The following is a 21,412-nucleotide window of genomic DNA, read 5'->3' on the forward strand; positions in this document are numbered from 1 at the left end:
TGATCTCACGCAAATAGGCGGTAGTACATCCAGTCGGGCATGAACTGGCTTAGCCGGAACAGCCAGGAAAACACGCGCGGAAAGCTTTTCTTGAAATGATCGGCATTCATATGGTCGAACATTTCCTGCGCGGCGGCGTCCGGTTCCATGATGAACGGCATGGTGAAATCGTTTTTTTCGGTCAGGCGGGTCTTGATGAAACCGGGGTTGGCCACCTGCACCCTAACGCCGGTCTTGCGCAGATCGGCATACATGCTTTCGGCCAGGGCCATGGTGCCCGCCTTGGACGCAGCATATCCGATTGCGCCGGGCAGGCCACGGAACCCCGACAGGCTTCCGGTGATCACGATATGGCCGGCATTGCGCGCCACCATGTCGGGCACCACGGCCCCCATCACCCGCACCAGACCGGTGAAATTGACATCGGCCATTGCCGTGGCCTGTTCGGCATCCCATTCCGTTGCCTTCATCGGCCAGTAGACACCGGCCAGAAACACCACGCCATCAACCGGCCCGATGGCCTGCGCGGCGGCGGTGACGCTGCCGGTGTCAGACACATCTACCGTCTGATAGGAAGCGGGGCCGGGCAGGTCGGCCACCAGTTCCTTTAACCGGTCTTCGGATCGGGCGGATACAATCACCTCGACCCCGGATTTGCTAAGCACATGGGCAAGGGCTGCGCCCAGACCATCGCTGGCCCCCACCAGCCAGTAGCGTTTTCCGTTCCAGTCCGTCATGCGGCCTCCTTTTGGCGCATGGTGGCCACCAGTTCGGCCACCTTGATCCCGTATTTACGAAACTGACTACGGTTCACGATGGTTCCATTGGGGGCCAGATACATCCAGTCGACCGTGTCCAGAACGTGGCCGCCGGCGCTTTCCGGCAGGCGGATGCGGTATTTCAACTGCACGGATGACCCGCTTTGCCAGCCGGTGCCTTCGCCCACCACATCCGGTGCCGTGGCCTTGATGCGCCCGTCATTGCCAATCTGCAAATGCCATTCGCGATCCTGATGGGTGCCGCTGTCATAGGCGAAATGTTCTTTCATCACGCCGGTGTTGCCATTCCATTTGGCATCAAAGTCGCCGACGAACCGCGACGTGACACGCCCGGTCGGGCCAAAAATGACACCTTCGCAGACAATCGGGCCATTCAGGTGGTGGCGGATATCGAACTGGGGCTGGCCCGTTACGTAATCAGCGGGTTGTTGGGCAGTAAAGCCCATATACCTGCGCTGAAGCAGGATCAGGCCCAGAACCAGTACAACACCCAGCATCACAAAGAAAAACGGTTCCATAGTTCAACTCTCCTTTAGTCGGGTGGCCATCAGCAACGTGATGGCCAGCACCTTGAGCGCACAGGGAACGGCGGCGTAAAGCAGCCCCAGAGTTCCAAGTGCAGTTTGCGTATTGTCGGCCCCTGCCTGAAATCCGGCGGCGTCCAGCAGGGGCAGCAGGGTGACAGCGGCAAAGGCCAGCGTGAATTTCGAAACGAACGACCAGAGGCCAAAACCTTCGGCGGCGGTGGGGGAAATACGCGCCATGTGATTTGCAAAAATGGCGGGCAGCAATGTCATGTCCGCACCCAGAGCGGCACCGGAAGCGATGCAGATCAGCGCGAACAGCGGCCAGTCGCCCGCCCCCAGCGTGATGGCAAAGCCAAAAGCGATGATCGAAAGCACCATGCCAAGGATCAGCGCACGTTTTGCGCCCCAGCGTTCGGCCAGCATGCCCCAGAACGGGGCGGCCAGCGCGGCAGACAGGAAAAACAGCAGCAACAGCGGCCCCTCCGTTCCCGGCGCGGCAAGACGGCTTTCGACGAAGAACAGGAACAGCGTTGAACTGACAGCCACAGGGGCGGCATTTATCAACGCGATCAGCAACAAGCGCCGCGCGACAGGGTCGCGCAGGATCGGGCCAAATCCGGTAGATGGCAGGGCCGCAGACACGCCCCATTCGCCGCGCATGGCCAGCACCGATGCACCCGCCAAGACCGCAAAGCCGACGGCAAAACCTGAAAATGGCGCGCCCATCCACGCGCCCAGCACGACCGGCGCAATGGCAGCAACACAAACGCCCAGCAACGCGCCGGTTTCGCGCCAGCGGGCCAACCGCAGGTGCCCCTGCGCGCCCAGCGTTTCAGCCTTGGTCACGCCCTGGGCGTAAAAATTGATGGTCAGGAAGCTGAAAGCAGAAAATACCAGCGTCAGCATCAACCCGAACCACAGCAGCGGCGGCATTGGCGGCGTCACGGCAAACAGGCCCGCCATTGACAGCGCAATAACCAACGCGGCGACCGCAACGGCCTGCGCGCGGTAATGGCGCAGCTTTTCCGAAAGACGGCCCAACAGCGGATCCTGTATCACATCCAGCAGACGCAGACCGAACAGCACCGCCCCGAGCGCCGCCAGCGACACGCCATATTCATCGACATAGAATTTCGGCGCGTGGATATAGATCGGCAGGCCCGCCGCCGCCAGCAACGCGGCAAACAGGGCGAAAGACGGCAGGCGCGCGGACATCGCAGACATGGTCTGCGGCGCAGAAGAAAGCGCGGCGGCGGTCACTGGCCGGACACTTCTTGGGACGGGGGCGCGGGACGCGGACGGTACGAGACCTTTTTGGTCCACAATTTCAGCGCCTGCCAGTGGATCAGGCCCAGCACACGGCGTGACCCCAGCGGCCGGCGCAGGGCCGAGCGCAGTATCGCCCGATTGGTCAAAGGTTTGCGCGGGCCGGTCAGGGTGGCCAGAAGCCCGCCTTTGGGCCGGTTGTAGTCGATCCAGATGCCGATACGATCATCGTTTATGTCGAAGCGGAACACATAACCGCCTTCGACCGGCTGAAACGGTGAAACGTGGAATATCTTTTTCGCGCAAAGCCGGTGATCGGGCAGGATTGGCGACAGATCGGCGTGGTGGCACAGATAGGAATGGCGATCACCGAAGGTGTTGCTGACCTCGGCAATCACACAGATCAGATTCTTCGACCCATTGTAGCACAGCCAGAAACTGACCGGATTGAACACATGGCCAAACGTGCGCGGCTGCGCCAGCAAAAGGATGCGATCGACATTGTCGATATCGTGCTGGGCCAGCACCTCGCGCACCCAGACGGCCCCGCGCCCCGCCTTGGGTGCGCCGCCGTGATCCACATCATCCAGCGCTGTCAGATTGAGCCCGTTGCGCGAAAACAGCGCGGGTGTGCGCACCTCGCGTTCGGCATCCAGCAGAACGTAATCCACCGAATAGCGAAATGCGTTTTGCACATCGCCCTTGCGCCCGTGAAAGGTTTGGCCTGCGATATGATCGACACGGTCCATCACGCGGCCAGCACCTGCATCGTACGTTCGCGCATCGCCTGCACCACATCCACCGCGCTGGCCAACCCGTCCTCGTGAAATCCGTTGCGCATCCATGCGCCGCAGAACCATGTGCGGTTCGTGCCGTTGAAGCCGTGCACCGTCTTTTGCGCCTCGAGCGCGGCCAGATCATAGACCGGATGGCGCAGCGTGACCTGATCATAAATCAGATCGTCGCGGATGGTGCGTTTTGTGTTCAGGGTCACGAAATGCGGATCATCCATCGGGATCGGCTGCAGCGAATTCATCCAATAGGTCAGATCGATCTTGTCCTCGCGCGGGCCCGCATCTTCGGTGTAAACCCAGCTTGACCATGTGGCACGGCGTTTGGGCATCAGCGTTTCATCGCGGTGCAGCACGATATCGTTGGGCTGGTAAGCAATCGCGCCCAGCGCGCTGCGCTCGGTCAGAGATGCATCGGACAACAGCGCAAGGCTGTCATCGGAATGCGTGGCAAACACGACCTCGTCAAAGCGGTCTTCGTCTGCGCCGTGCGCCTTGATCCAGACGCCGGTTGCATCGCGCCGCACCGATTGCACGGGGCAGCCCAAACGCAAGGTGACGCCCTGTTTTTCCATCGCGGCGCCCAGACGGCGCACGTACTGGTCAGAACCGCCCTGCACCGTATACCACTGGTGCTGGCCATAAACGTTCAGCAACGCATGGTTTTCAAAGAAACGCATCATGGCATAGGCCGGAAAATCCATGATCTTTTGCGTCGGCGTCGACCAGATCGCGCCGGACAGCGGCAGCAGATAATAATCGCGGAACCACGGACCGGTTTTCAGCTTTTCAAGCAACCCGCCCACAGTCAGCGCCGGATCCTGCGACATATCCAGCCCGTGTTTGTTGAACCGCGCGATATCGCGCACCATTGCCAGAAAGCGCGGGTTCAACGCGTTGGCTTTCTGTGCAAACAATGCGGACAGGCTGGCCAGACCGTATTCGATCCGCCCGCCGTCGATTGAGGCACCAAAGCTCATGTTGCTTTTGACCACAGGCACGTCGAGGCGGGCAAACAGATCGGCCAGATGCGGATAGCACGCATAGTTGAAGACGATGAAACCGGTATCAACCGGCTGATCCCCGTTCTTGCCAGCCATTACGGTACGCGCGTGACCGCCCAGACGGTTTTCGTATTCAAACAAGGTGACATTATGTTCATCGGCCAGCATGTGCGCCGCCCCCATGCCGGATATCCCGGCGCCGATGACGGCTATTTTTTTGGGTGCAACTGCACCGGCTTCGAAAGGCATTCGTGTCCCGCTCCGACAATTCTGGTTCGTATCTGATAGTTGTTACGCCCTGTCGGCGGAAACGGATGTAAAACAAATAAAACAATTTTGTTGATCCAACCCGATCTGCGGCACGTATGCCACATATGATCACCGAGTTGGACAGATTGCCGGACTTTAAAGTCCCCCCTTTGGCGGCTATGTTTCCCGAAACCGGGAAACCAAAAAGACGCGTAACAGGACAGACGTTAGTGATCAGCAAAGAACCCGACGCAAGATTGATGTGGGCCGATCATGTCGCGCGCATCCGCGATTCACAGGATCAGGCGGCTTTTGCCGAAGTGTTTGCCCATTTTGCCCCACGCGTGAAGGCATTTCTGATGAAATCCGGTGCCGATCACGCTTTGGCCGAAGAATGCGCGCAGGATGTGATGGCAACGCTGTGGCGCAAGGCGCATCTGTTCGATCCGACGCGGGCGTCAGTTGCGACCTGGATCTTCACGATCGCGCGAAACCGTCGGATCGATGTGCTTCGCAAACAACGCCGCCCCGAACCCGAAGATCTGACATGGGGCCCCGAACACGAACCCGATCAGGAAGACGTGCTGACCCTGCAACAGGAAAGCGAACATCTGGCGCAGGCCATTGCGGAATTGCCGCAGGCGCAGCGCGAATTGATCCAGCAGGCCTATTTTGGCGACCTGTCGCACAGCGAAATTGCAGAAAAAACCGGTTTGCCTCTGGGCACCATCAAATCGCGAATTAGATTGGCGCTTGATCGCTTGCGCCACGCAATGAAGTGAAATGACCATGACACAAGATATCAAACACCACCTGAACGAAGATGTGCTGATGGCCTATGCCGCGGGTACCCTTCCGGAGGCGTTCAACCTGATTGTAGCGGCCCACGTATCGCTGTGTGACACGTGCCGTGCGGTTGCGGAAAGCTATGACGCCGTGGGCGGCGCGTTGCTGGAAACCGACGACAGTGTGGAACTGAGCACCGGAAGCCTTGAGGCAACGCTGTCGCTGATCGCCAATGGCGCACCCGAGCAGATCAAACATGCGCGCAAACCGGGTGTATTGCCCGGACCTGTGCAGGATTATGTCGGCGGCGATCTTGACGCGATCAAGTGGCGCCCTGTCGGGATGGGTGTGAAGCAGGCGATCTTGCCGACCACATCGGATGCCACGGCGCGGTTGCTGTACATTCCCGCCGGCTGCGCGATGCCTGATCATGGCCACAAGGGCATGGAACTGACGCTGGTGCTGCAAGGCGCGTTTCAGGACGAGGATGATTATTTCGCGCGCGGCGATGTGGAAACCGCAGACGAACATCTGCACCACACGCCGGTTGCGGTCCAGGGTGAACCCTGTATCTGTCTGGCCGTGACCGATGCTCCGCTGACATTCAAGGGTTTGATCCCGCGGATTGCGCAGCCGTTCCTGCGTATCTGACGCCTTTCACCTTTTACAAATCAGCCGCGTGCTGCGCCGCCCATTCGCGGCGCAGCCCCTGCCCTTTTCCGGTGAATCTGTCTGACAGGATTGTGCACGCGACCATTCTGTCAGGTCTGAAATGGCGGAAATCGCCGAGCATTTCGCACCATGCAGCAACCACCACAGCCTCGGAATAATAGATCAGGGCGACGGGCAGGATGGTGCGTTCGGTCAGACCGCCGTTCACATCACAATAGAACAATTCGATCTTGGCTTCTTGCCGTATGGCATCGCGGATCGCAGACAGATCAATATTGCCGGGGGCCTTGGCACCCCAGCTTGAGGAAAAAAGCGTTTCGCTCAGTTGTGTGGCGTCAGACAACTTGCGCGCGGCGCGGGCGGCGGCGCGCTCCAACCCCTTGTCGCCGGTGCGTGCGATCATGCTGAGCCCGACAGTGATCGCCTCGGCTTCTTCCACATCGAAATTGATCGGCGGCAGATCGAACCCGGGGCGCAGGATATAACCGATACCGGCCTCGCCCTCGATCGGCACGCGCGTCGATTGCAGGGCAGCGATATCGCGGTAGATCGTGCGCTTTGTCACTTCAAGCGTGTCGGCCATCTGTTGCGCTGTCAGTGGCCGCGTCGCCTTGCGCAATAGTTGAATGATATCGAACATCCGGATGGATCGCATGGCACCTGCCTTTTTTCACACCTGACCCTGATATAGCAGATCACTGCTGACAGGCCCATGTCAGCAGGCGTGCGATAGCACAGGCGCACAACCCAAAACGGAGTGCGCCGATGACCACCGATATCCTGCAATCAGGGTTTGAAACCAGCCCGATCACGATGCAGCCCATGTGGCTGATCACCTATCAGGCCCCTGTCGAGGATATTGACCGAATCTTTGATGAAATCCGCAAGAGCGAACCGCTGGTGCATGGCAAAACCGACTGCAACGGCTATCGCGCATCCGGCGGAACCGAATATTACCGCCCGCGCGCCGGCACCCCGACCGGCGCGGAACCCGATGTGCGGCAGCGGCCCGACGTGGATGAAATGCGATTTTTTCTGCCGCGTGACACCGATGCCCTGACCCGCGTGATCGAAGCGATCTATGCGGTTCACAGCTATTACGAACCGGTCATCATCGTACAGGACGTATTGCGCAGCAGCGGCAACGGGCTGGACGACAGCGACAATCCGCATCGCTGGTGGAATACAACCGGCGACTGGAAAACCGGATGATCGCCAGCTACCGGCTGGGCCTTGTCCTGATCATCGCCGCCACGTTGGCCTGGAGCGTTGCGGGCCTGTTCACCCGCTGGATCAGCACAGACACCGGAACGATGCTGGTCTGGCGCGGTCTGTTCGGGGCGTTGGGCATTTTCGCGGTGATCTGCGCCCTTCAGGGGCGCAACGGGATCACCGCATTTGCGCGTCTGGGCCACATTGGATGGGCCTATGCGCTGGTGTCCGGTGTGGGCATGATCTGTTTCATCACGGCGCTGAGGCTGACCACGGTTGCGCATGTGTCGATCATTTACGCAACCGTGCCGCTGGTTGCGGCGGGTCTGGGCTGGATGATCCTGCGGGAACGTCCCGGGCGCAGTGCGCTGGTGGCCAGCCTATTTGCCCTGCTGGGTGTGACGATCATGGTCGGTCTGGGCACAGACGGCACGCTGTCGGGCGATCTGCTTGCCTTCGGGATGACAATGGCGCTGGCCGTGATGATGGTAATCTCGCGCCGGTATCAGGGTTTACTGACGTTACAGGCCGCGTGTCTGTCCGCTTTGCTCAGCGCGATTATCGCGCTGCCCATGGCGCATGATCTGGCTGTGCCGGCGGATCAACTTGGCCTGCTGGCCCTGTTCGGTCTGGTCAATTCCGCGCTGGGTCTGGCGCTGTTTGCACTTGGGTCGCGAATGCTTCCGCCTATTGAAACCGCGCTGATCACCGCCCTTGATGCGCCGCTGGCCCCGGTGTGGGTCTGGCTGATCTTTGGCGAAGTGATCCGTCGCGAAACGCTGCTGGGCGGCGGGATCGTCTTTGCGGCCGTGCTGGTGCATCTGGTGCAGCACAACCGGCGGGCAGTGGCGCGCTGATCAGCTATCCGGTTTGGACAGCGGCACGACGTTGGCCACATCATCAGGCGCGAGGTCTTCGAAATCGAAATTGTCCAGACGCGCGGCGCGTTTGCCGGCGCGTTCGGCGGCGGTATTGATGCTGTCCAGATCGGCGCGGGCCTGATTGAAATGGGTATCCAGTTTGCCCACCCGTTCCACCACCAGTTCCACGTCGCGGTGCAGATGTTTCAGCGTGGTGCGGATCGCGCCTGCCTGTTCACGCATCCGCGCATCTTTCAGAATGGCGCGCATCGTGTTCAGCGTCGCCATGCAAGTGGTGGGCGATACGATCCAGACCCGCGCCGCGAACCCTTCGCGCACCAGTTCGGGGAAATTGGCGTGCAGTTCGGCATAAACCGCTTCGGATGGCAGGAACATCAGCGCGCCATCGGCAGTTTCACCTTCTAGAATGTATTTTTCGGAAATCGCCTTGATATGCGCCTTGACGGCGACACGCATTGCCTTGGCGGCTTCGTTCACTTCCCAATCTGTGTTGGCCTTGCGCAAAGCTTCGTACGCTTCCAGCGGGAATTTGCTGTCGATCACAATGGGACCGGGCGGATTGGGCAGATGGATCAGGCAATCGGCGCGTTTGCCGTTGGACAGGGTCGCCTGCAAGGCATAGCTGTCCTTGGGCAGCGCCTTGGACACGATATCGTGCAGCTGGATTTCCCCGAACGCGCCGCGTGTCTGCTTGTTGCTCAGGATGTCCTGAAGCGACAGGACATCGCCGCTAAGTTTGGTGATATTTTCCTGTGCCTTGTCGATGGTGGCCAGACGTTCCTGCAACTGGGTCAGCGATGTGGTCGTCTGTTTTGAATTGCCGTGCAGCGTTTCTCGCATCCGTTCCTGCATGTCGTTCAACGCGCGCGCTGATTTGGCCGCGTTGTCGGCCAGACGGTCGTTCATCTGCTGTTGCACGGCAGACAGGCGCAATTCCATCGTCTGGATCACCTGTGACTGGGCGTTGGCCTGCGTGTCGGATACGGTTTGCAACCCGCCGCGCAACTGTTCCTGCCCCATGCCCAGTTGCTGCACGTGTTGGCCCAGTACGCCCATCTGTTGCGACAGCGGTGCCGCCAGTCTGGCAGAATCCCTGGCGGCACGCACCGCCATGACCAGAAGGATCAGAATGAACACAAGCACCCCCGCCCCGCACAGGGCGGCGATGACAACGGGATCGCTGAATTCATATGATGTGCCGGCGATTTCGATCATGTGCGGCCAAACAGACGTTCGATATCAGAGAGCTTCAGTTCCACATAGGTGGGCCGCCCGTGGTTGCACTGGCCAGAATGGGGGGTCGCCTCCATTTCGCGCAAAAGAGCGTTCATTTCTTCGCCCCGCATCCGCCGCCCCGACCGGATTGATCCGTGGCAGGCGATCCGACTCAGGATAGCTTCGATACGGGCCTGTACCATCAGGCTGTCGCCCTGATCCGACAGTTCGTCAAGGATATCAAGGATCATCGCGCGGGCATTGATTTCACCCAGAATCGCGGGTGTTTCACGCACGGCAATGGCATCACCGCCAAATGGCTCAATGGTTAAACCAAATTTTTGCAAGCTGTCCGCCACCTCAAGCAGACGGGCGCAATCGCCCGAAGAAAGGGCAACGATTTCAGGAATAAGAAGCGCCTGCGCCGCCACGCCATTGTCGGCCATCTGGCGCTTGAGCCGTTCATATACCAGACGTTCGTGCGCTGCGTGCTGATCAACGATGACCATTCCGGTAGCGGTTTGCGCGATGATGTAGTTTTCGTGCACCTGGGCACGGGCCGCGCCCAGCGGATAGTCTGTCGGTGCTTCCTCGGCTTCGGGCCGGATGTGTTCCTCGGTCACTTCGACACGTCCGTAGACGGGTGCGGCCTCGTGAAAGGCGGGTTGCAGGACACCGACAGACGGTCGATCCATTTGATAGACGCGCGTACCGGCGGGTTCGGGGGTCATTGCGCCCAAAGTGGCCTGTGACACGGTTGATGATGCACGATGCCCGGCATCCGCCAGAGCATGGCGCAGCGCCGACACGATCAGCCCCCGCGCCAGACCTGGATCGCGAAACCGGACCTCGGATTTGGCGGGGTGTACGTTCACATCGACAAGGTGGGGATCACAGTCAAGAAACAAGGCCGCCGCCGGATGGCGATCGCGGCTGAGGAAATCGAAATAAGCCGCGCGCAGCGCCCCGATCAACAGTTTGTCACGCACGGGACGGCCATTGACGAACAGGTATTGCGCCACGGCGGACCCGCGCGAATAGGTCGGCAGCGCAGCATAGCCTGTCAGGTGCAGCCCGTCGCGTTGCGCATCTATCTGCAATGCGTTGTCGGAAAACTCGCGCCCGATCACCGTGGAAAGCCGCCCGTGCAGCGCATCGAACAGATCACCGGTCTGGGCATCGGCGCGGAACACCGTGCGCCCTGCCCCGCCGCCCGACACATCCTGAAGCGCAAAGCTGACGAAGGGTTCGGCCATCGCCAGACGTTTGACCACATCGGTGATGGCCTGCGCCTCGGCACGGTCGGTGCGCATGAATTTCAGCCGTGCCGGCGTGGCAAAGAACAGATCGCGCAGTTCGACGATGGTGCCCGCCCCAAGCGCGGCAGGTTTTGTCGTGCCCGGATGCCCGCCTTGCACAGTGATGGTGGCCGCATCCTGCCCCGGTGCGCGCGATGTGATGGTCAGCCGCCCGACCGCACCCAGCGATGGCAATGCCTCGCCCCGGAAACCGAATGTGTTGATATTCAGAAGATCGGTGCCGTCGATTTTGGATGTGGCATGGCGCGACAGGGCCAGCGGAAGATCATGGGCTGCGATGCCGCACCCGTCATCAGTGACGCGGATCAGCGTCTTGCCGCCATCGGCAATCGCAATGTCGATACGCGTCGCGCCGGCATCCAGCGCGTTTTCAACCAGTTCCTTGACCGCCGAAGCAGGACGTTCCACCACCTCACCAGCTGCAATCCGGTTGATGGCAGCATCGTCAAGTTGCCGAATGACGGGGCGGTTTTCGCCGATATTGCGGTTGGGATGGGCCATACCGCAATACCTAGCATAGCCCGTGCCGATTCTGCCACCGGAATGATGCGATGGCGCGGGTCTATGGGCACAGGGTGGCGCGCGCTACCTTGGGCAGGTGCTGACACCCAAAATCCGGTACATCGGGCAGAATTTCATGCTTGCCGTGACAATCAGAACCGCCCCGACAATGACCGTACCCCACATTATGAACGCATTGTCCCACATCGGGGCCTGCCCGACGAAGGCCCAGACCACCAGAGCAAGACCCAGTAGGGTGCGCACAGCCCGGTCGATTTTTCCAACATTGGCAGACATATCGAACCTCCTGTTCATTGGAGACATTATATTCCTGTTCTTGAATAAAATCGACAGTCAGCTTGTCGCAGGTCCTGTTCTTAAAGCAGGGGATGCCGGTTGACGTCTTTGTACAAAAGATAGCGGAACGGCGTTGATCCGGTGGCGATGCAGGCCTGCGGACAAAACGCGCGCAGCCACATGAAATCGCCCGGTCCCACATCGACCCAGTCCTTGTTCAGAAGGTATTGTGCCGTGCCTTCCAATACGTAAAGCCCGTGTTCCATCACGTGGGTTTCGGCAAAGGGAATGCGCCCGCCCGGCTGGAAGGTGACGATGTTCACATGCATATCATGGCGCAGATCTTCGGGATCCGCGAAACGGGTCGTGGCCCAGACACCGCCGCAATCGGGCATTTCGACGGGGGCCACGGCGGCGTCAGATGTGACAAAGGCGTCGGGGGCATCCAGCCCGTGTGCGGGTTCGTATTGTTTGCGCACCCAATGGAACCGCGCTGGTCCGTCTCCGGTGTTTCGGATCGTCCAGTCGCTGCCCGGCGGGATGTAGGCATAACTGCCAGCGATCAGCGTATGATTCTGCCCGTCCACCACAAGACGCATGGTGCCATCTGCCACAAACAGAACACCCTGCGCATCCGGATCCGGTTCCGGCCTGTCGCTGCCACCGCCGGGGGCCAGTTCAACCGCGTATTGCGCGAATGTTTCGGCAAATCCGCTAAGTGGGCGGGCAATGATCCAGGCGCGCGCGCCCTGCCAGCCGGGCAGTTTGCTGGTCACGATATCGCGCATCGTTACAGCAGGGATCACGGCATAGGCATCGGTGAACACGGCCGTGCCATCTGGATGAACGGATTGGTCCGGCAACCCGCCGGGGGGAAATGCGTAACTCATACCATGTCCTTCAGACGCAGGAACGCGATGCGTTCCACCTGTGCGCAGGCGGTTTCAAATTCGGTGTCTGTGTCGTTATCCAACCGGGCGCGGAACGCGTTCAGGATACCCGCCCTGGAATGGTCACGCACCGCGATGATAAAGGGAAAGCCGTGCTTTCCCACATAGGCCTGATTGAGCGTCGTAAACGCCGCGTGTTCCTCGGCGGTCAGGGCATCAAGGCCTGCCCCCGCCTGTTCTGCGGTGCTTTCATCGGTCAGGCGCTTTGCGGCGGCAAGTTTGCCAGCCAGATCGGGGTGTGCCGTCAGCACGCCAAGGCGTTCGGCCCTGTTTGCGCTGCGAAACATCCGGGCAAGGGCCGAATGCAGGCCCGCGGCAGTATCGTGGGCAGGACCAAGTTCAAGATCAAAGGCGCGTTCGGCGATCCACGGGGAATGTTCGAACACGCCCCCGAAGGTTTTGACAAATGTCTGTTTGTCCAGCGCGCTGGGGTTTGGCCGATCGGATACGGCGGGGGGATGGTGCGCGTGCCAGTGGCGGGCAATGTCGATGCGGCGCGGGCACCAGACGCCTTCGAACCCCTGAATATAGTCGATGAAACGCGCCAGCGCCTGCACACGACCCGGCCGCCCGATCAGGCGGCAGTGCAACCCGATCGACATCATCTTGGCCGATCCGTCCACGCCTTCGGCGTAAAGCGTATCAAAGCTGTCCTTGAGATAGGACAGAAACTGATCGCCCGCGTTGAACCCCTGCGGCGTGGCAAAGCGCATGTCGTTGGCATCCAGCGTGTAGGGGATGATCAGCTGATCATGGTCCCCGACACGCAACCAGTACGGAAGATCATCGTCATAGGCGTCCGAGACATAATCAAACTGGCCGGTTTCTGCCGCCAGACCCACCGTGTGTTCCGAACACCGGCCTGTGTACCAGCCGCGCGGGGGCGTACCGGTGACTTCGGTATGCAGGCGGATAGCCTCGGCCATGTCGGCGGCTTCGGCCTTGGCGGTGTAATCCTTGTAATCGATCCATTTCAGCCCGTGGCTGGCGATTTCCCAGTCGGCGGCCTGCATCGCCGCCACCTGTTCGGGGCTGCGGGCCAGCGCCGTGGCAACACCGTAAACCGTGACCGGTATGCGCGACCTGGTGAACAGGCGGTGCAGGCGCCAGAACCCGGCGCGCGCCCCGTATTCATAAATGCTTTCCATGTTCCAGTGACGCTGCCCCGGCCAGGATGCGGCCCCGACGATTTCGGACAGGAACGCCTCGGATCCGGCATCGTCATGCAGAACGCAGTTTTCGCCGCCTTCTTCGTAGTTCAAAACGAACTGCACGGCGATGCGCGCACCGTTCGGCCACTTGGGATCAGGCGGGGTTGCGCCATAGCCGATCATGTTTCTGGGGTAACGTGTCATGCAGGGATTCCTTTGATCCCCGTACTAAACCATAAAATATCCGGTGACTTTCAAAAAAAGCGGTAAACACCTTAAGAACTGTTCCGGCGCTCCTGTCAGGATTGGGTCGGATCGGCGGGCGCGCCTGCGCGGGTGCGATGCGGCCCGAACACCGCGGCCAGGGCCAGAATAAGGCCCGAAACCGTCGCGATCATCCCCGCAGCGCTGACCGCGTCATCCGCGCCCAGCCACAGCGGGCCATACCCTGCCAGAACGTAACCCAAAACCGCAGCAAGCGTGGCAAACCCGACGCTCCACCCGATCTGGTGTTCCAGCCGGTTGGTCATCAGACGTGCAGCGGCCGGCGGGCAGATGAACATCGCGATCACGATGATCGACCCCACCGCATCAAAGGCCGCAACGGCGGCAACTGCGGCCACAACCACCAGCGCAAGGCCGATCAGGTTGGTGTTGATCCCGACAGAACGGGCAAACCCTTCGTCGAATGTGGACAGTTTCAGCGGGCGCCAGAACAGCGCGACAAAGGCACAGACACCGATCAGGGCCAGCGCAATGCGGATCAGTTCGACCGGAAGTGTCGCCAGCGCAACCGGATCAAACAAGGACGCCCAGCCCGTTGCATCCAGCCAGATCAGGCTTTCCAGATTGCCGAACAGGGCATGTTCGACATCAAGATGCACGGTCGAGGTATCGGATTGTTCAAGCAGAAGGACACCGCCCGCGAACATGGTGGTGAACACAACCCCCATCGCTGCCCCCGGTTCGATGCCGCCCAGTCGGCGCACTGCCTCAATCGCGGCCACGGCGATCAGCGCAGCCCCGCCCGCGCCCAGCATCATCGGCCAGGTGGATACGACCCCCGTGATCAGAAACGCCACCACAATGCCCGGCAACACCACATGGCTGATCGCATCCCCGATCAGCGCCTGTTTGCGCAGCACCAGAAAATTGCCCGGCAGTGCGCAGGCAATCGCCGCGAAGGTGCCGATCAGCAATGGCGGTAGCGACAGCGGAACAAATTCGGTCCCCATCATGCCGGCACCATGCGCGGCGCAGCCATTTTCGCATCGACGTCCCTGATCTGGTCCTGCGTCAGCACCGTTTCGATACCTGTCAACCCGTCGTAATGCGCCGCGGCGGTTTCCTGCAACGGGTCGGCGCGCACGATTTCCCAGCGTTTTTCATCCAGCAGGGCCTTGGCCGCGCGGGCGCGCCCCTGATCTGTCGCAACGCCATCGGGGCGGGCCAGACCGGCGCGCTGCAACAGGCGCAATGTCAGTTTTTCATAGATCGGCTGGCCTTGTGCCAGCGCCAGCAGGCCCTGACGCAAATGCACCTGCCGCTGGAACCGCTGATGACGCAAAAGCGCAGCCAGAACACCGCGGTTGGGCGCCAGAAACAGCGAGAGCGCGAATAACAGGAAACACACCAGAACGATGATCGGGCCTGTGGGCAAAGCCGGGGCCGAGGCGGAAACAGCCGCGCCGACATAACCGGAAATGCCGCCCAGCGCACCCGACAGCAATACGACATGATCTGTGCGGTCGCTCCAGAACCGGGCGGTGACCGGGGGGATGATCAACAGCGCGACGATCAGGATCAGGCCGACAATTTTCAGACCGACAACCGTCACGGCCATGACCAGCCCCATCATCGCCAGATCCATCCGGCGCACGTTCATGCCGGTTGAGGCCGCGTATTCGGGATCGAACGCAACCAGCGTCATCGGGCGGCGCAACAGCAGCACCAGCGCCAGCACGGCCGCGCCACCGACAAGAATGATCATCGCATCGGCCCACAACATCCCCGCAGTCGAGCCAAGCAGGAACCCCTCCAATCCGGCCTGCCGCCCGCTGGACATGTTCTGGATCACGGTCAGCAGCACGATACCAAAGCCGAAGAACACGGACAGTACCGCGCCTATGGCGGCATCTTCGGCCAGCCGCGTTTTTCGGGTCAGCCAGCTGACGCACAAAAGCCCGATCCAGGCTGACAGGGCCGATCCGGCCATCAGACCGGCCAGATTGCGCCCGTCCCCGCCCAGCAGCACCATGACGATAAAGGCCAACCCGACACCGGGCAGGGTGGCGTGGCTGATCGCGTCACTGACAAGGGCGCGTTTGCGTAAAAACAGAAAGGTACCGGTTACACCGGCGGCGATACCCAGCAAGGCCGCCCCGATGGCCACAAGGGCGGCGTTATAGCCAAGCCCCAACAGCAGCGCGTCGCGCAGCATGGCAGATTACCCCGCAACGCCGGACAACTGATCCATCTGCGCCCCGGCCAGACGCCCGCCATAGGCTTTTTGCAGGTTGTCAAAGGTGAACACGGTATCCACCTGTCCTTCGGCAATGCGGGTGGTGTTGATCAGGAACACATGGTCAAAGTAATCCGGCACGGTGGTCAGATCGTGGTGCACGGCGACGACGGTCTTGCCCTGGGCGCGCAGCGTGTGCAGCACCGCGATAATCGCCTTTTCTGTGGCGGCATCGACACCGGCAAACGGTTCGTCCAGCAGATACAGATCGGCATCCTGTGCCAAGGCGCGGGCCAGAAAGACGCGCTGTTGCTGGCCACCTGACAACTGGCCGATCTGGCGGGTGGCGAAATCGGCCATGCCAACGCGATCCAGACAGTCCTGCGCGATCTTCCTGTGGCTTCCACGCAAACGGCCCAACAGGCCCAGATCACGGTAAAGACCCATCAGGACCACATCGATCACGCGGGTCGGAAAATCCCAATCGACACTGGCGCGCTGGGGCACATAGGCAATACGGTGCCGCTGGCTGGTGACAGATTGGCCAAAGACCGTAACACGGCCCGACAGCGGTTTGATCAGGCCCAGTGCCGCCTTGAGCAACGTCGATTTTCCCGCGCCGTTTGGCCCGATAATGGCCGTCATCGATCCGGCCGGTACTGTCATATCAACCGAAAACACCGCCGGTTTCTGACCGTAAGATACGGTCAGCCCGCGGATCGCCAGCGGACTGTCCGAAACATCGTGCTGCGGTGTCACATGTCCGTTTTGTGCTGCCAGTTCCAGTTGCATGGCTTAGAACCCCGCCGACAATTTACCAAGACGTCCACGCGGCGCTGCGTTGGCACCCAACGCGGCGGCAATGATGGTAACGTTGTGATCAATCATCCCCAGATAGGTGCCTTCATAGGTGCCATCGGGGCCCATCGCATCGCTGAACAATTCACCCCCGACGCGTACGGTGTGGCCGCGCGCCGCAGCGCCTTCGACCAGTGCGCGCATGTTGCGATCAGAAACAGAGGTTTCCACAAAAACGGCGCCGATGTTACGATCCACGATCATATCCACCAGCGCGCTGATCCGGTTCAGACCGGCTTCGCTTTCGGTGGAAATGCCCTGAATTCCGATCACCTCGAACCCATAAGCCGCGCCAAAATAGCCAAACGCATCATGCGCTGTCAGCAGTACGCGGGTTTCAGGCGCTACGCCTGCCAGTGTGTCATCGGCATAGGTGGCCAATTGTGTCAGTTCGTCGATATAGGCGGCCGCGTTCCGATCAAACACCTCAGCTCCTTCAGGGTGGGTTTCGCCCAAGGTGCGGGCCACTTCGGTCACGACATCGGCCCAGATCGACGGGTTCATCCAGATATGCGGATCGTATTTGTCGGCGTAATCGTCATGGGCCAGCAGCTTGTCCTTTGACACCGCTTCGGCCACGGCCACAACGTTGCGATTGCGCCCCAGATCGGCAAAGAAATCTTCCATCTGCGCCTCAAGATACAGACCGTGCCACAGCACCAGATCGGCGCGCGTCATGGCAACGATATCGGATCTTGTCTGGCGATAAGCGTGCGGATCAACACCCGGCCCCATCAGTGCGCGCACCTCTACCAGATCGCCACCGACAACCCGTGCGGCATCCGCGATCATGCCGGTGGTGGCCACAACCTTGATCTGTGGTTGCGCCACAGCGGCAGAGCCGAGGCCGGCCAGCACCGCCGCCGCCATCGCAAACCCCAGAAAAAAACGCCGTACCATCGTGAATGCCCACTTTCCGCGAGAAGACTCGCCTTGTTGCAATTGAATATGAGAGCCATTCGCAACAAAGTCAATGATATTGCGAATAATTCGCAACTACAGATGCGCCGGAATCCGCCTGCGGTTCAGGGCAAAGCGGACGCGAGGGCGATCTTGCCATGGGTCGTTTGCCGTGACACGCTGTAAGGGAAAGATGTGGCAGGGAGCCATCATGCACAGCCAGACAGACACCACGACCGCGCATTTGCCGCTGGTCACCGAGGCCCGCAATCAAGGTATGCCGCTTGACATGCAATGGGTGCGGGCTGTGCAGGCCAACACTTCCGCCATCGAACGCCGTGCCGCCACATTGCCGGGGCGCCGTTCGGTGAAAAAGGAATATCAGGCGGCGTGGCTGTTGCGCGCGATCAGTTGTATTGATCTGACCACGTTGTCAGGCGATGACACGGCGCCACGGGTGCGCCGATTATGCGCCAAGGCACGCCAGCCGGTGCGCGCCGATCTGCTGTCTGCGCTGGGCATGGGCCAGATCACCACAGGGGCGGTGTGCGTGTATCATGACATGATTGCCACGGCTGTGGACGCGTTGCAGGGCAGCGGTATCCCGGTCGCCGCCGTTTCAACCGGATTTCCTGCCGGGTTGTCGCCGTTTCACCTGCGCGTCGCGGAGATCAGCGAAAGCGTGCAGGCGGGCGCGCAGGAAATCGACATCGTGATTTCACGCCGCCATGTTCTGAACGGTGACTGGCAGGCGCTTTATGACGAAATGGCCGAATTCCGCGCCGCCTGCGGCCCTGCCCATGTCAAAGCCATTCTGGCGACCGGTGAATTGGGCACCTTGCGCAATGTCGCGCGGGCTTCGCTTATCTGCATGATGGCGGGGGCGGATTTCATCAAAACCTCGACCGGCAAGGAAAGCGTGAATGCGACCCTGCCGGTGACACTGGTGATGGTGCGTGCGATCCGCGACTATTTCGAACGCACCGGATATCGCGTTGGATACAAACCCGCCGGCGGCATATCCAAGGCAAAAGACGCTTTGGTGTATCTGGCCCTGATGAAAGACGAACTGGGCGATCGCTGGCTGCAACCCGATCTGTTCCGCTTTGGCGCGTCATCGCTGCTGGGGGATATCGAACGGCAGTTGGAACATTATGTGACGGGCCAGTATTCCGCCGGCTACCGCCATCCGGTGGGGTGATTTTATGTGCGACACACCTGAAACCAAGGGAACGGGCAAAGCATGAGCGTGGCAGACATTTATGAATCGATGGAATACGGCCCCGCCCCCGAAAGCGCGGCCGAGGCGTTTGCGTGGCTGGTGGATCAGGGCGACCGGTTCGGCCATTTCATCAACGGGGCCTTTATCGCCCCCGGCACCGGATTTGAAAGCCGCAACCCCGCCAATAACGAGGTGCTGGCCACGCTAAGCCAGGCGAGTGCCGCCGATGTGGATGCCGCAGTGGCAGCGGCACGTGCGGCACAGCGCAAATGGCAGAATATGGACGGGCCAAAGCGGGCCAAGTATCTTTATGCTATTGCCCGTCTGCTGCAAAAACACGCCCGCCTGTTTGCCGTGCTGGAAACGCTGGATAACGGCAAACCGATCCGCGAAAGCCGCGATGTCGATATTCCGCTGGCACAGCGGCATTTCTATTATCACGCCGGCATGGCGCAACTGATGGAAACCGAACTGCCCGATGCGCAGGCCATCGGCGTGTGCGGGCAGATCATCCCGTGGAATTTTCCGCTGCTGATGCTGGCGTGGAAAATCGCGCCTGCGCTGGCAATGGGCAATACAGTTGTTCTGAAACCGGCGGAATACACATCGCTGACCGCCCTGCTATTTGCAGATATCTGCCGTCAGGCCGGTTTGCCCAAGGGCGTGGTGAACATCGTTACCGGTGACGGGGACGTGGGCGAAATGATTGTCGCGCACAAGGATATCGACAAGATCGCGTTCACCGGATCAACCGCCGTCGGGCGCAGGATCCGCGAGGCAACGGCAGGATCAGGCAAGGCGCTGACATTGGAGCTGGGCGGTAAATCGCCCTATATCGTGTTCGACGATGCCGATCTGGATTCAGCCGTCGAAGGGCTGGTGGATGCGATCTGGTTCAATCAGGGGCAAGTGTGCTGCGCAGGGTCGCGCCTGTTGGTTCAGGACAGTATCGCAGAGCGGTTTTATGACAAATTGCGCGCGCGCATGGACAAGCTGCGCATCGGCAGCCCGCTGGACAAATGTATTGATGTCGGGGCCATCATTGACCCCAGTCAGCTGGACATGATCACGCAGAAAGTGGCGGCCAACGCTTCAGGGCAAACCTATCATGCCGCCGTCGAAATGCCGGTTGAAGGCTGTTTTTACCCCCCGACGCTGATCACCGGGATGACGGTCTCTGACCCGCTGATGCAGGAAGAGATTTTTGGCCCCGTACTGGTATCAACCACGTTCCGCACCCCTGCCGAAGCGGTCGAACTGGCCAACAACACACGTTACGGGCTGGCCGCAACGGTGTGGACGGAAAACGTGAACCTTGCACTGGATATCGCGCCGAAACTGGCCGCAGGCGTGGTCTGGGTGAATGCCACGAACCTGTTTGACGCTGCCGCCGGATTTGGTGGCGTGCGCGAAAGCGGGTTTGGCCGCGAAGGGGGCTGGGAAGGCCTGGCCGCCTACACCAAGCCCAAATCAAAAGGAAAGCGCCTGAAACCGGTCGCACCTTTTGGCGGAGATGGCGCGCCCGCCGATCCGATCGACCGGACGGCAAAACTGTATATTGGCGGTAAACAGGCGCGGCCTGACGGGGGATATTCGCGCCCGGTTCATGGCAAGAACGGCGCGCTGCTGGGCCATGCATCGCTGGCCAACCGCAAGGATGTGCGCAACGCCATCGAGGCCGCACATGCCGCCAAGGCATGGGGCAAGACCAGCGGCCATTTGCGCGCACAGATATTGTACTATATCGGCGAAAACCTTTCGGCGCGGGCGGGTGAATTTGCCGACCGCCTGAACAGGATGCAAGGCACCCGCACCGGCAAGGCCGAGGTGGACGCCGCTGTCGAGCGGTTGTTCACCTATGCCGCCTGGGCCGACAAGTATGATGGGCAGGTGCACGGCGTGCCGATCCGCGGCGTTGCGCTGGCGATGAAGGAACCGGTGGGCGTGATCGGGGCGTTGTGCGCGGATACCGCGCCGCTGCTGGGGCTGGTTTCGGTGATGGCACCCGCAATTGCGATGGGCAACTGCATCACGCTGGTCGCATCCGAACCGTTCCCGCTGTCGGCAACCGATTTCACGCAGGTTCTGGAAACGTCGGACGTGCCGGCAGGGGTGGTAAACATCCTGACCGGTGCGCATGGAGAACTTGCTCCTGCGCTGGCGGGGCATATGAACATCGATGCTGTCTGGTCGTTTTCATCTTCGGATGTTTCAGGCGTGGTGGAACGCGCCTCGGCCAGCAACCTCAAACGCACCTGGGTGAACAACGCCCGCGATCTGGACTGGTTTTCCCAAGAAGCGCAGGGCAAACCGTTTTTGGCCGCTGCGACCGAGATCAAGAATATCTGGGTGCCTTACGGCGAATAGCGAG

Annotated in this window: 21 protein-coding genes; 6 read left to right on the forward strand and 15 right to left on the reverse strand. The window is 60.6% G+C overall.

Features of this window, described 5'->3' with window-relative positions; genetic code table 11:
• Nucleotides 1-5: 5 nt before the first annotated feature.
• From OLX72_RS05315 to OLX72_RS05335, 5 genes are read right to left on the reverse strand one after another with little or no spacing between them, the layout of a single operon-like run.
• A complete protein-coding gene (locus OLX72_RS05315; RefSeq protein ID WP_114868609.1) occupies nucleotides 6-737 on the reverse strand; it encodes an SDR family NAD(P)-dependent oxidoreductase in 732 nt (243 codons plus the stop codon).
• Nucleotides 734-1,297 carry a DUF3833 family protein gene (locus tag OLX72_RS05320; protein ID WP_433989966.1) on the reverse strand — a complete coding sequence of 188 codons (564 nt, stop codon included), beginning with the start codon at nucleotides 1,295-1,297 and terminating at the stop codon, nucleotides 734-736. The genes OLX72_RS05315 and OLX72_RS05320 overlap by 4 nt, the downstream gene beginning before the upstream one ends.
• Before the next feature lie 3 nt (nucleotides 1,298-1,300).
• Nucleotides 1,301-2,530, reverse strand: coding sequence for an MFS transporter (locus tag OLX72_RS05325; RefSeq protein WP_433989967.1), 1,230 nt, complete (start codon nucleotides 2,528-2,530; stop codon nucleotides 1,301-1,303).
• A gap of 32 nt (nucleotides 2,531-2,562) precedes the next feature.
• A complete protein-coding gene (locus OLX72_RS05330) occupies nucleotides 2,563-3,321 on the reverse strand; it encodes a DUF1365 domain-containing protein (RefSeq protein WP_433990436.1) in 759 nt (252 codons plus the stop codon).
• On the reverse strand, nucleotides 3,321-4,616 hold the full coding sequence (locus OLX72_RS05335) for an NAD(P)/FAD-dependent oxidoreductase (RefSeq protein ID WP_433989968.1): 1,296 nt from the start codon (nucleotides 4,614-4,616) through the stop codon (nucleotides 3,321-3,323). The genes OLX72_RS05330 and OLX72_RS05335 overlap by 1 nt, the downstream gene beginning before the upstream one ends.
• A gap of 260 nt (nucleotides 4,617-4,876) precedes the next feature.
• Between OLX72_RS05335 and OLX72_RS05340 the strand changes: the two genes are divergently transcribed.
• Complete coding sequence (locus OLX72_RS05340; RefSeq protein WP_433990437.1) at nucleotides 4,877-5,398, forward strand: sigma-70 family RNA polymerase sigma factor; 522 nt, start codon at nucleotides 4,877-4,879, stop codon at nucleotides 5,396-5,398.
• A 7-nt stretch (nucleotides 5,399-5,405) separates the two neighbouring features.
• On the forward strand, nucleotides 5,406-6,053 hold the full coding sequence (locus OLX72_RS05345; protein ID WP_433989969.1) for a ChrR family anti-sigma-E factor: 648 nt from the start codon (nucleotides 5,406-5,408) through the stop codon (nucleotides 6,051-6,053).
• A gap of 13 nt (nucleotides 6,054-6,066) precedes the next feature.
• On the opposite strand, the gene OLX72_RS05350 is transcribed toward OLX72_RS05345, so the two are convergent.
• A complete protein-coding gene (locus tag OLX72_RS05350; RefSeq protein WP_433989970.1) occupies nucleotides 6,067-6,729 on the reverse strand; it encodes a helix-turn-helix transcriptional regulator in 663 nt (220 codons plus the stop codon).
• Between the two features lie 110 nt (nucleotides 6,730-6,839).
• On the opposite strand from OLX72_RS05350, the gene OLX72_RS05355 reads away from it, so the two are divergent.
• Both OLX72_RS05355 and OLX72_RS05360 read left to right on the forward strand, forming a co-directional pair.
• A complete protein-coding gene (locus tag OLX72_RS05355) occupies nucleotides 6,840-7,286 on the forward strand; it encodes a hypothetical protein (protein ID WP_205389023.1) in 447 nt (148 codons plus the stop codon).
• On the forward strand, nucleotides 7,283-8,143 hold the full coding sequence (locus tag OLX72_RS05360) for a DMT family transporter (protein WP_114868603.1): 861 nt from the start codon (nucleotides 7,283-7,285) through the stop codon (nucleotides 8,141-8,143). Before OLX72_RS05355 ends, OLX72_RS05360 begins: the two co-directional genes overlap by 4 nt.
• On the opposite strand, the gene OLX72_RS05365 is transcribed toward OLX72_RS05360, so the two are convergent.
• From OLX72_RS05365 to OLX72_RS05405, 9 genes are all read right to left on the reverse strand, one after another.
• Entirely contained in the window at nucleotides 8,144-9,382 is a 1,239-nt protein-coding gene (locus OLX72_RS05365) for a DNA recombination protein RmuC (RefSeq protein ID WP_114868602.1), read from the reverse strand. It abuts the gene before it with no gap.
• On the reverse strand, nucleotides 9,379-11,202 hold the full coding sequence (mutL, locus tag OLX72_RS05370) for a DNA mismatch repair endonuclease MutL (RefSeq protein ID WP_433989971.1): 1,824 nt from the start codon (nucleotides 11,200-11,202) through the stop codon (nucleotides 9,379-9,381). Before mutL ends, OLX72_RS05365 begins: the two co-directional genes overlap by 4 nt.
• A gap of 84 nt (nucleotides 11,203-11,286) precedes the next feature.
• A complete protein-coding gene (locus tag OLX72_RS05375) occupies nucleotides 11,287-11,499 on the reverse strand; it encodes a YgaP family membrane protein (protein ID WP_114872028.1) in 213 nt (70 codons plus the stop codon).
• Nucleotides 11,500-11,579: 80 nt separating this feature from the next.
• A complete protein-coding gene (locus OLX72_RS05380) occupies nucleotides 11,580-12,389 on the reverse strand; it encodes a bifunctional allantoicase/(S)-ureidoglycine aminohydrolase (RefSeq protein ID WP_433989972.1) in 810 nt (269 codons plus the stop codon).
• A complete protein-coding gene (puuE, locus tag OLX72_RS05385) occupies nucleotides 12,386-13,804 on the reverse strand; it encodes an allantoinase PuuE (RefSeq protein WP_433989973.1) in 1,419 nt (472 codons plus the stop codon). The genes OLX72_RS05380 and puuE overlap by 4 nt, the downstream gene beginning before the upstream one ends.
• A 95-nt stretch (nucleotides 13,805-13,899) precedes the next feature.
• Entirely contained in the window at nucleotides 13,900-14,838 is a 939-nt protein-coding gene (locus OLX72_RS05390; protein WP_433989974.1) for a metal ABC transporter permease, read from the reverse strand.
• A complete protein-coding gene (locus tag OLX72_RS05395; RefSeq protein ID WP_114868597.1) occupies nucleotides 14,835-16,040 on the reverse strand; it encodes a metal ABC transporter permease in 1,206 nt (401 codons plus the stop codon). Before OLX72_RS05395 ends, OLX72_RS05390 begins: the two co-directional genes overlap by 4 nt.
• A 6-nt stretch (nucleotides 16,041-16,046) precedes the next feature.
• Nucleotides 16,047-16,853, reverse strand: a complete 807-nt coding sequence (locus OLX72_RS05400; protein WP_114868596.1) for a metal ABC transporter ATP-binding protein — start codon at nucleotides 16,851-16,853, stop codon at nucleotides 16,047-16,049.
• 3 nt (nucleotides 16,854-16,856) lie between these two features.
• On the reverse strand, nucleotides 16,857-17,819 hold the full coding sequence (locus tag OLX72_RS05405) for a metal ABC transporter solute-binding protein, Zn/Mn family (protein WP_114868595.1): 963 nt from the start codon (nucleotides 17,817-17,819) through the stop codon (nucleotides 16,857-16,859).
• Between the two features lie 211 nt (nucleotides 17,820-18,030).
• Here OLX72_RS05405 and deoC point away from each other — a divergent pair, with 211 nt between their 5' ends.
• Together deoC and OLX72_RS05415 are read left to right on the forward strand one after the other, a co-directional pair.
• Nucleotides 18,031-19,020, forward strand: coding sequence for a deoxyribose-phosphate aldolase (gene deoC / locus OLX72_RS05410; RefSeq protein WP_114872027.1), 990 nt, complete (start codon nucleotides 18,031-18,033; stop codon nucleotides 19,018-19,020).
• Nucleotides 19,021-19,062: 42 nt separating this feature from the next.
• Entirely contained in the window at nucleotides 19,063-21,408 is a 2,346-nt protein-coding gene (locus tag OLX72_RS05415) for an aldehyde dehydrogenase family protein (RefSeq protein ID WP_433989975.1), read from the forward strand.
• Nucleotides 21,409-21,412: the final 4 nt, after the last annotated feature.

It is taken from the genome of Sulfitobacter sp. TBRI5, from assembly GCF_051013555.1.
Lineage (GTDB): Bacteria > Pseudomonadota > Alphaproteobacteria > Rhodobacterales > Rhodobacteraceae > JL08.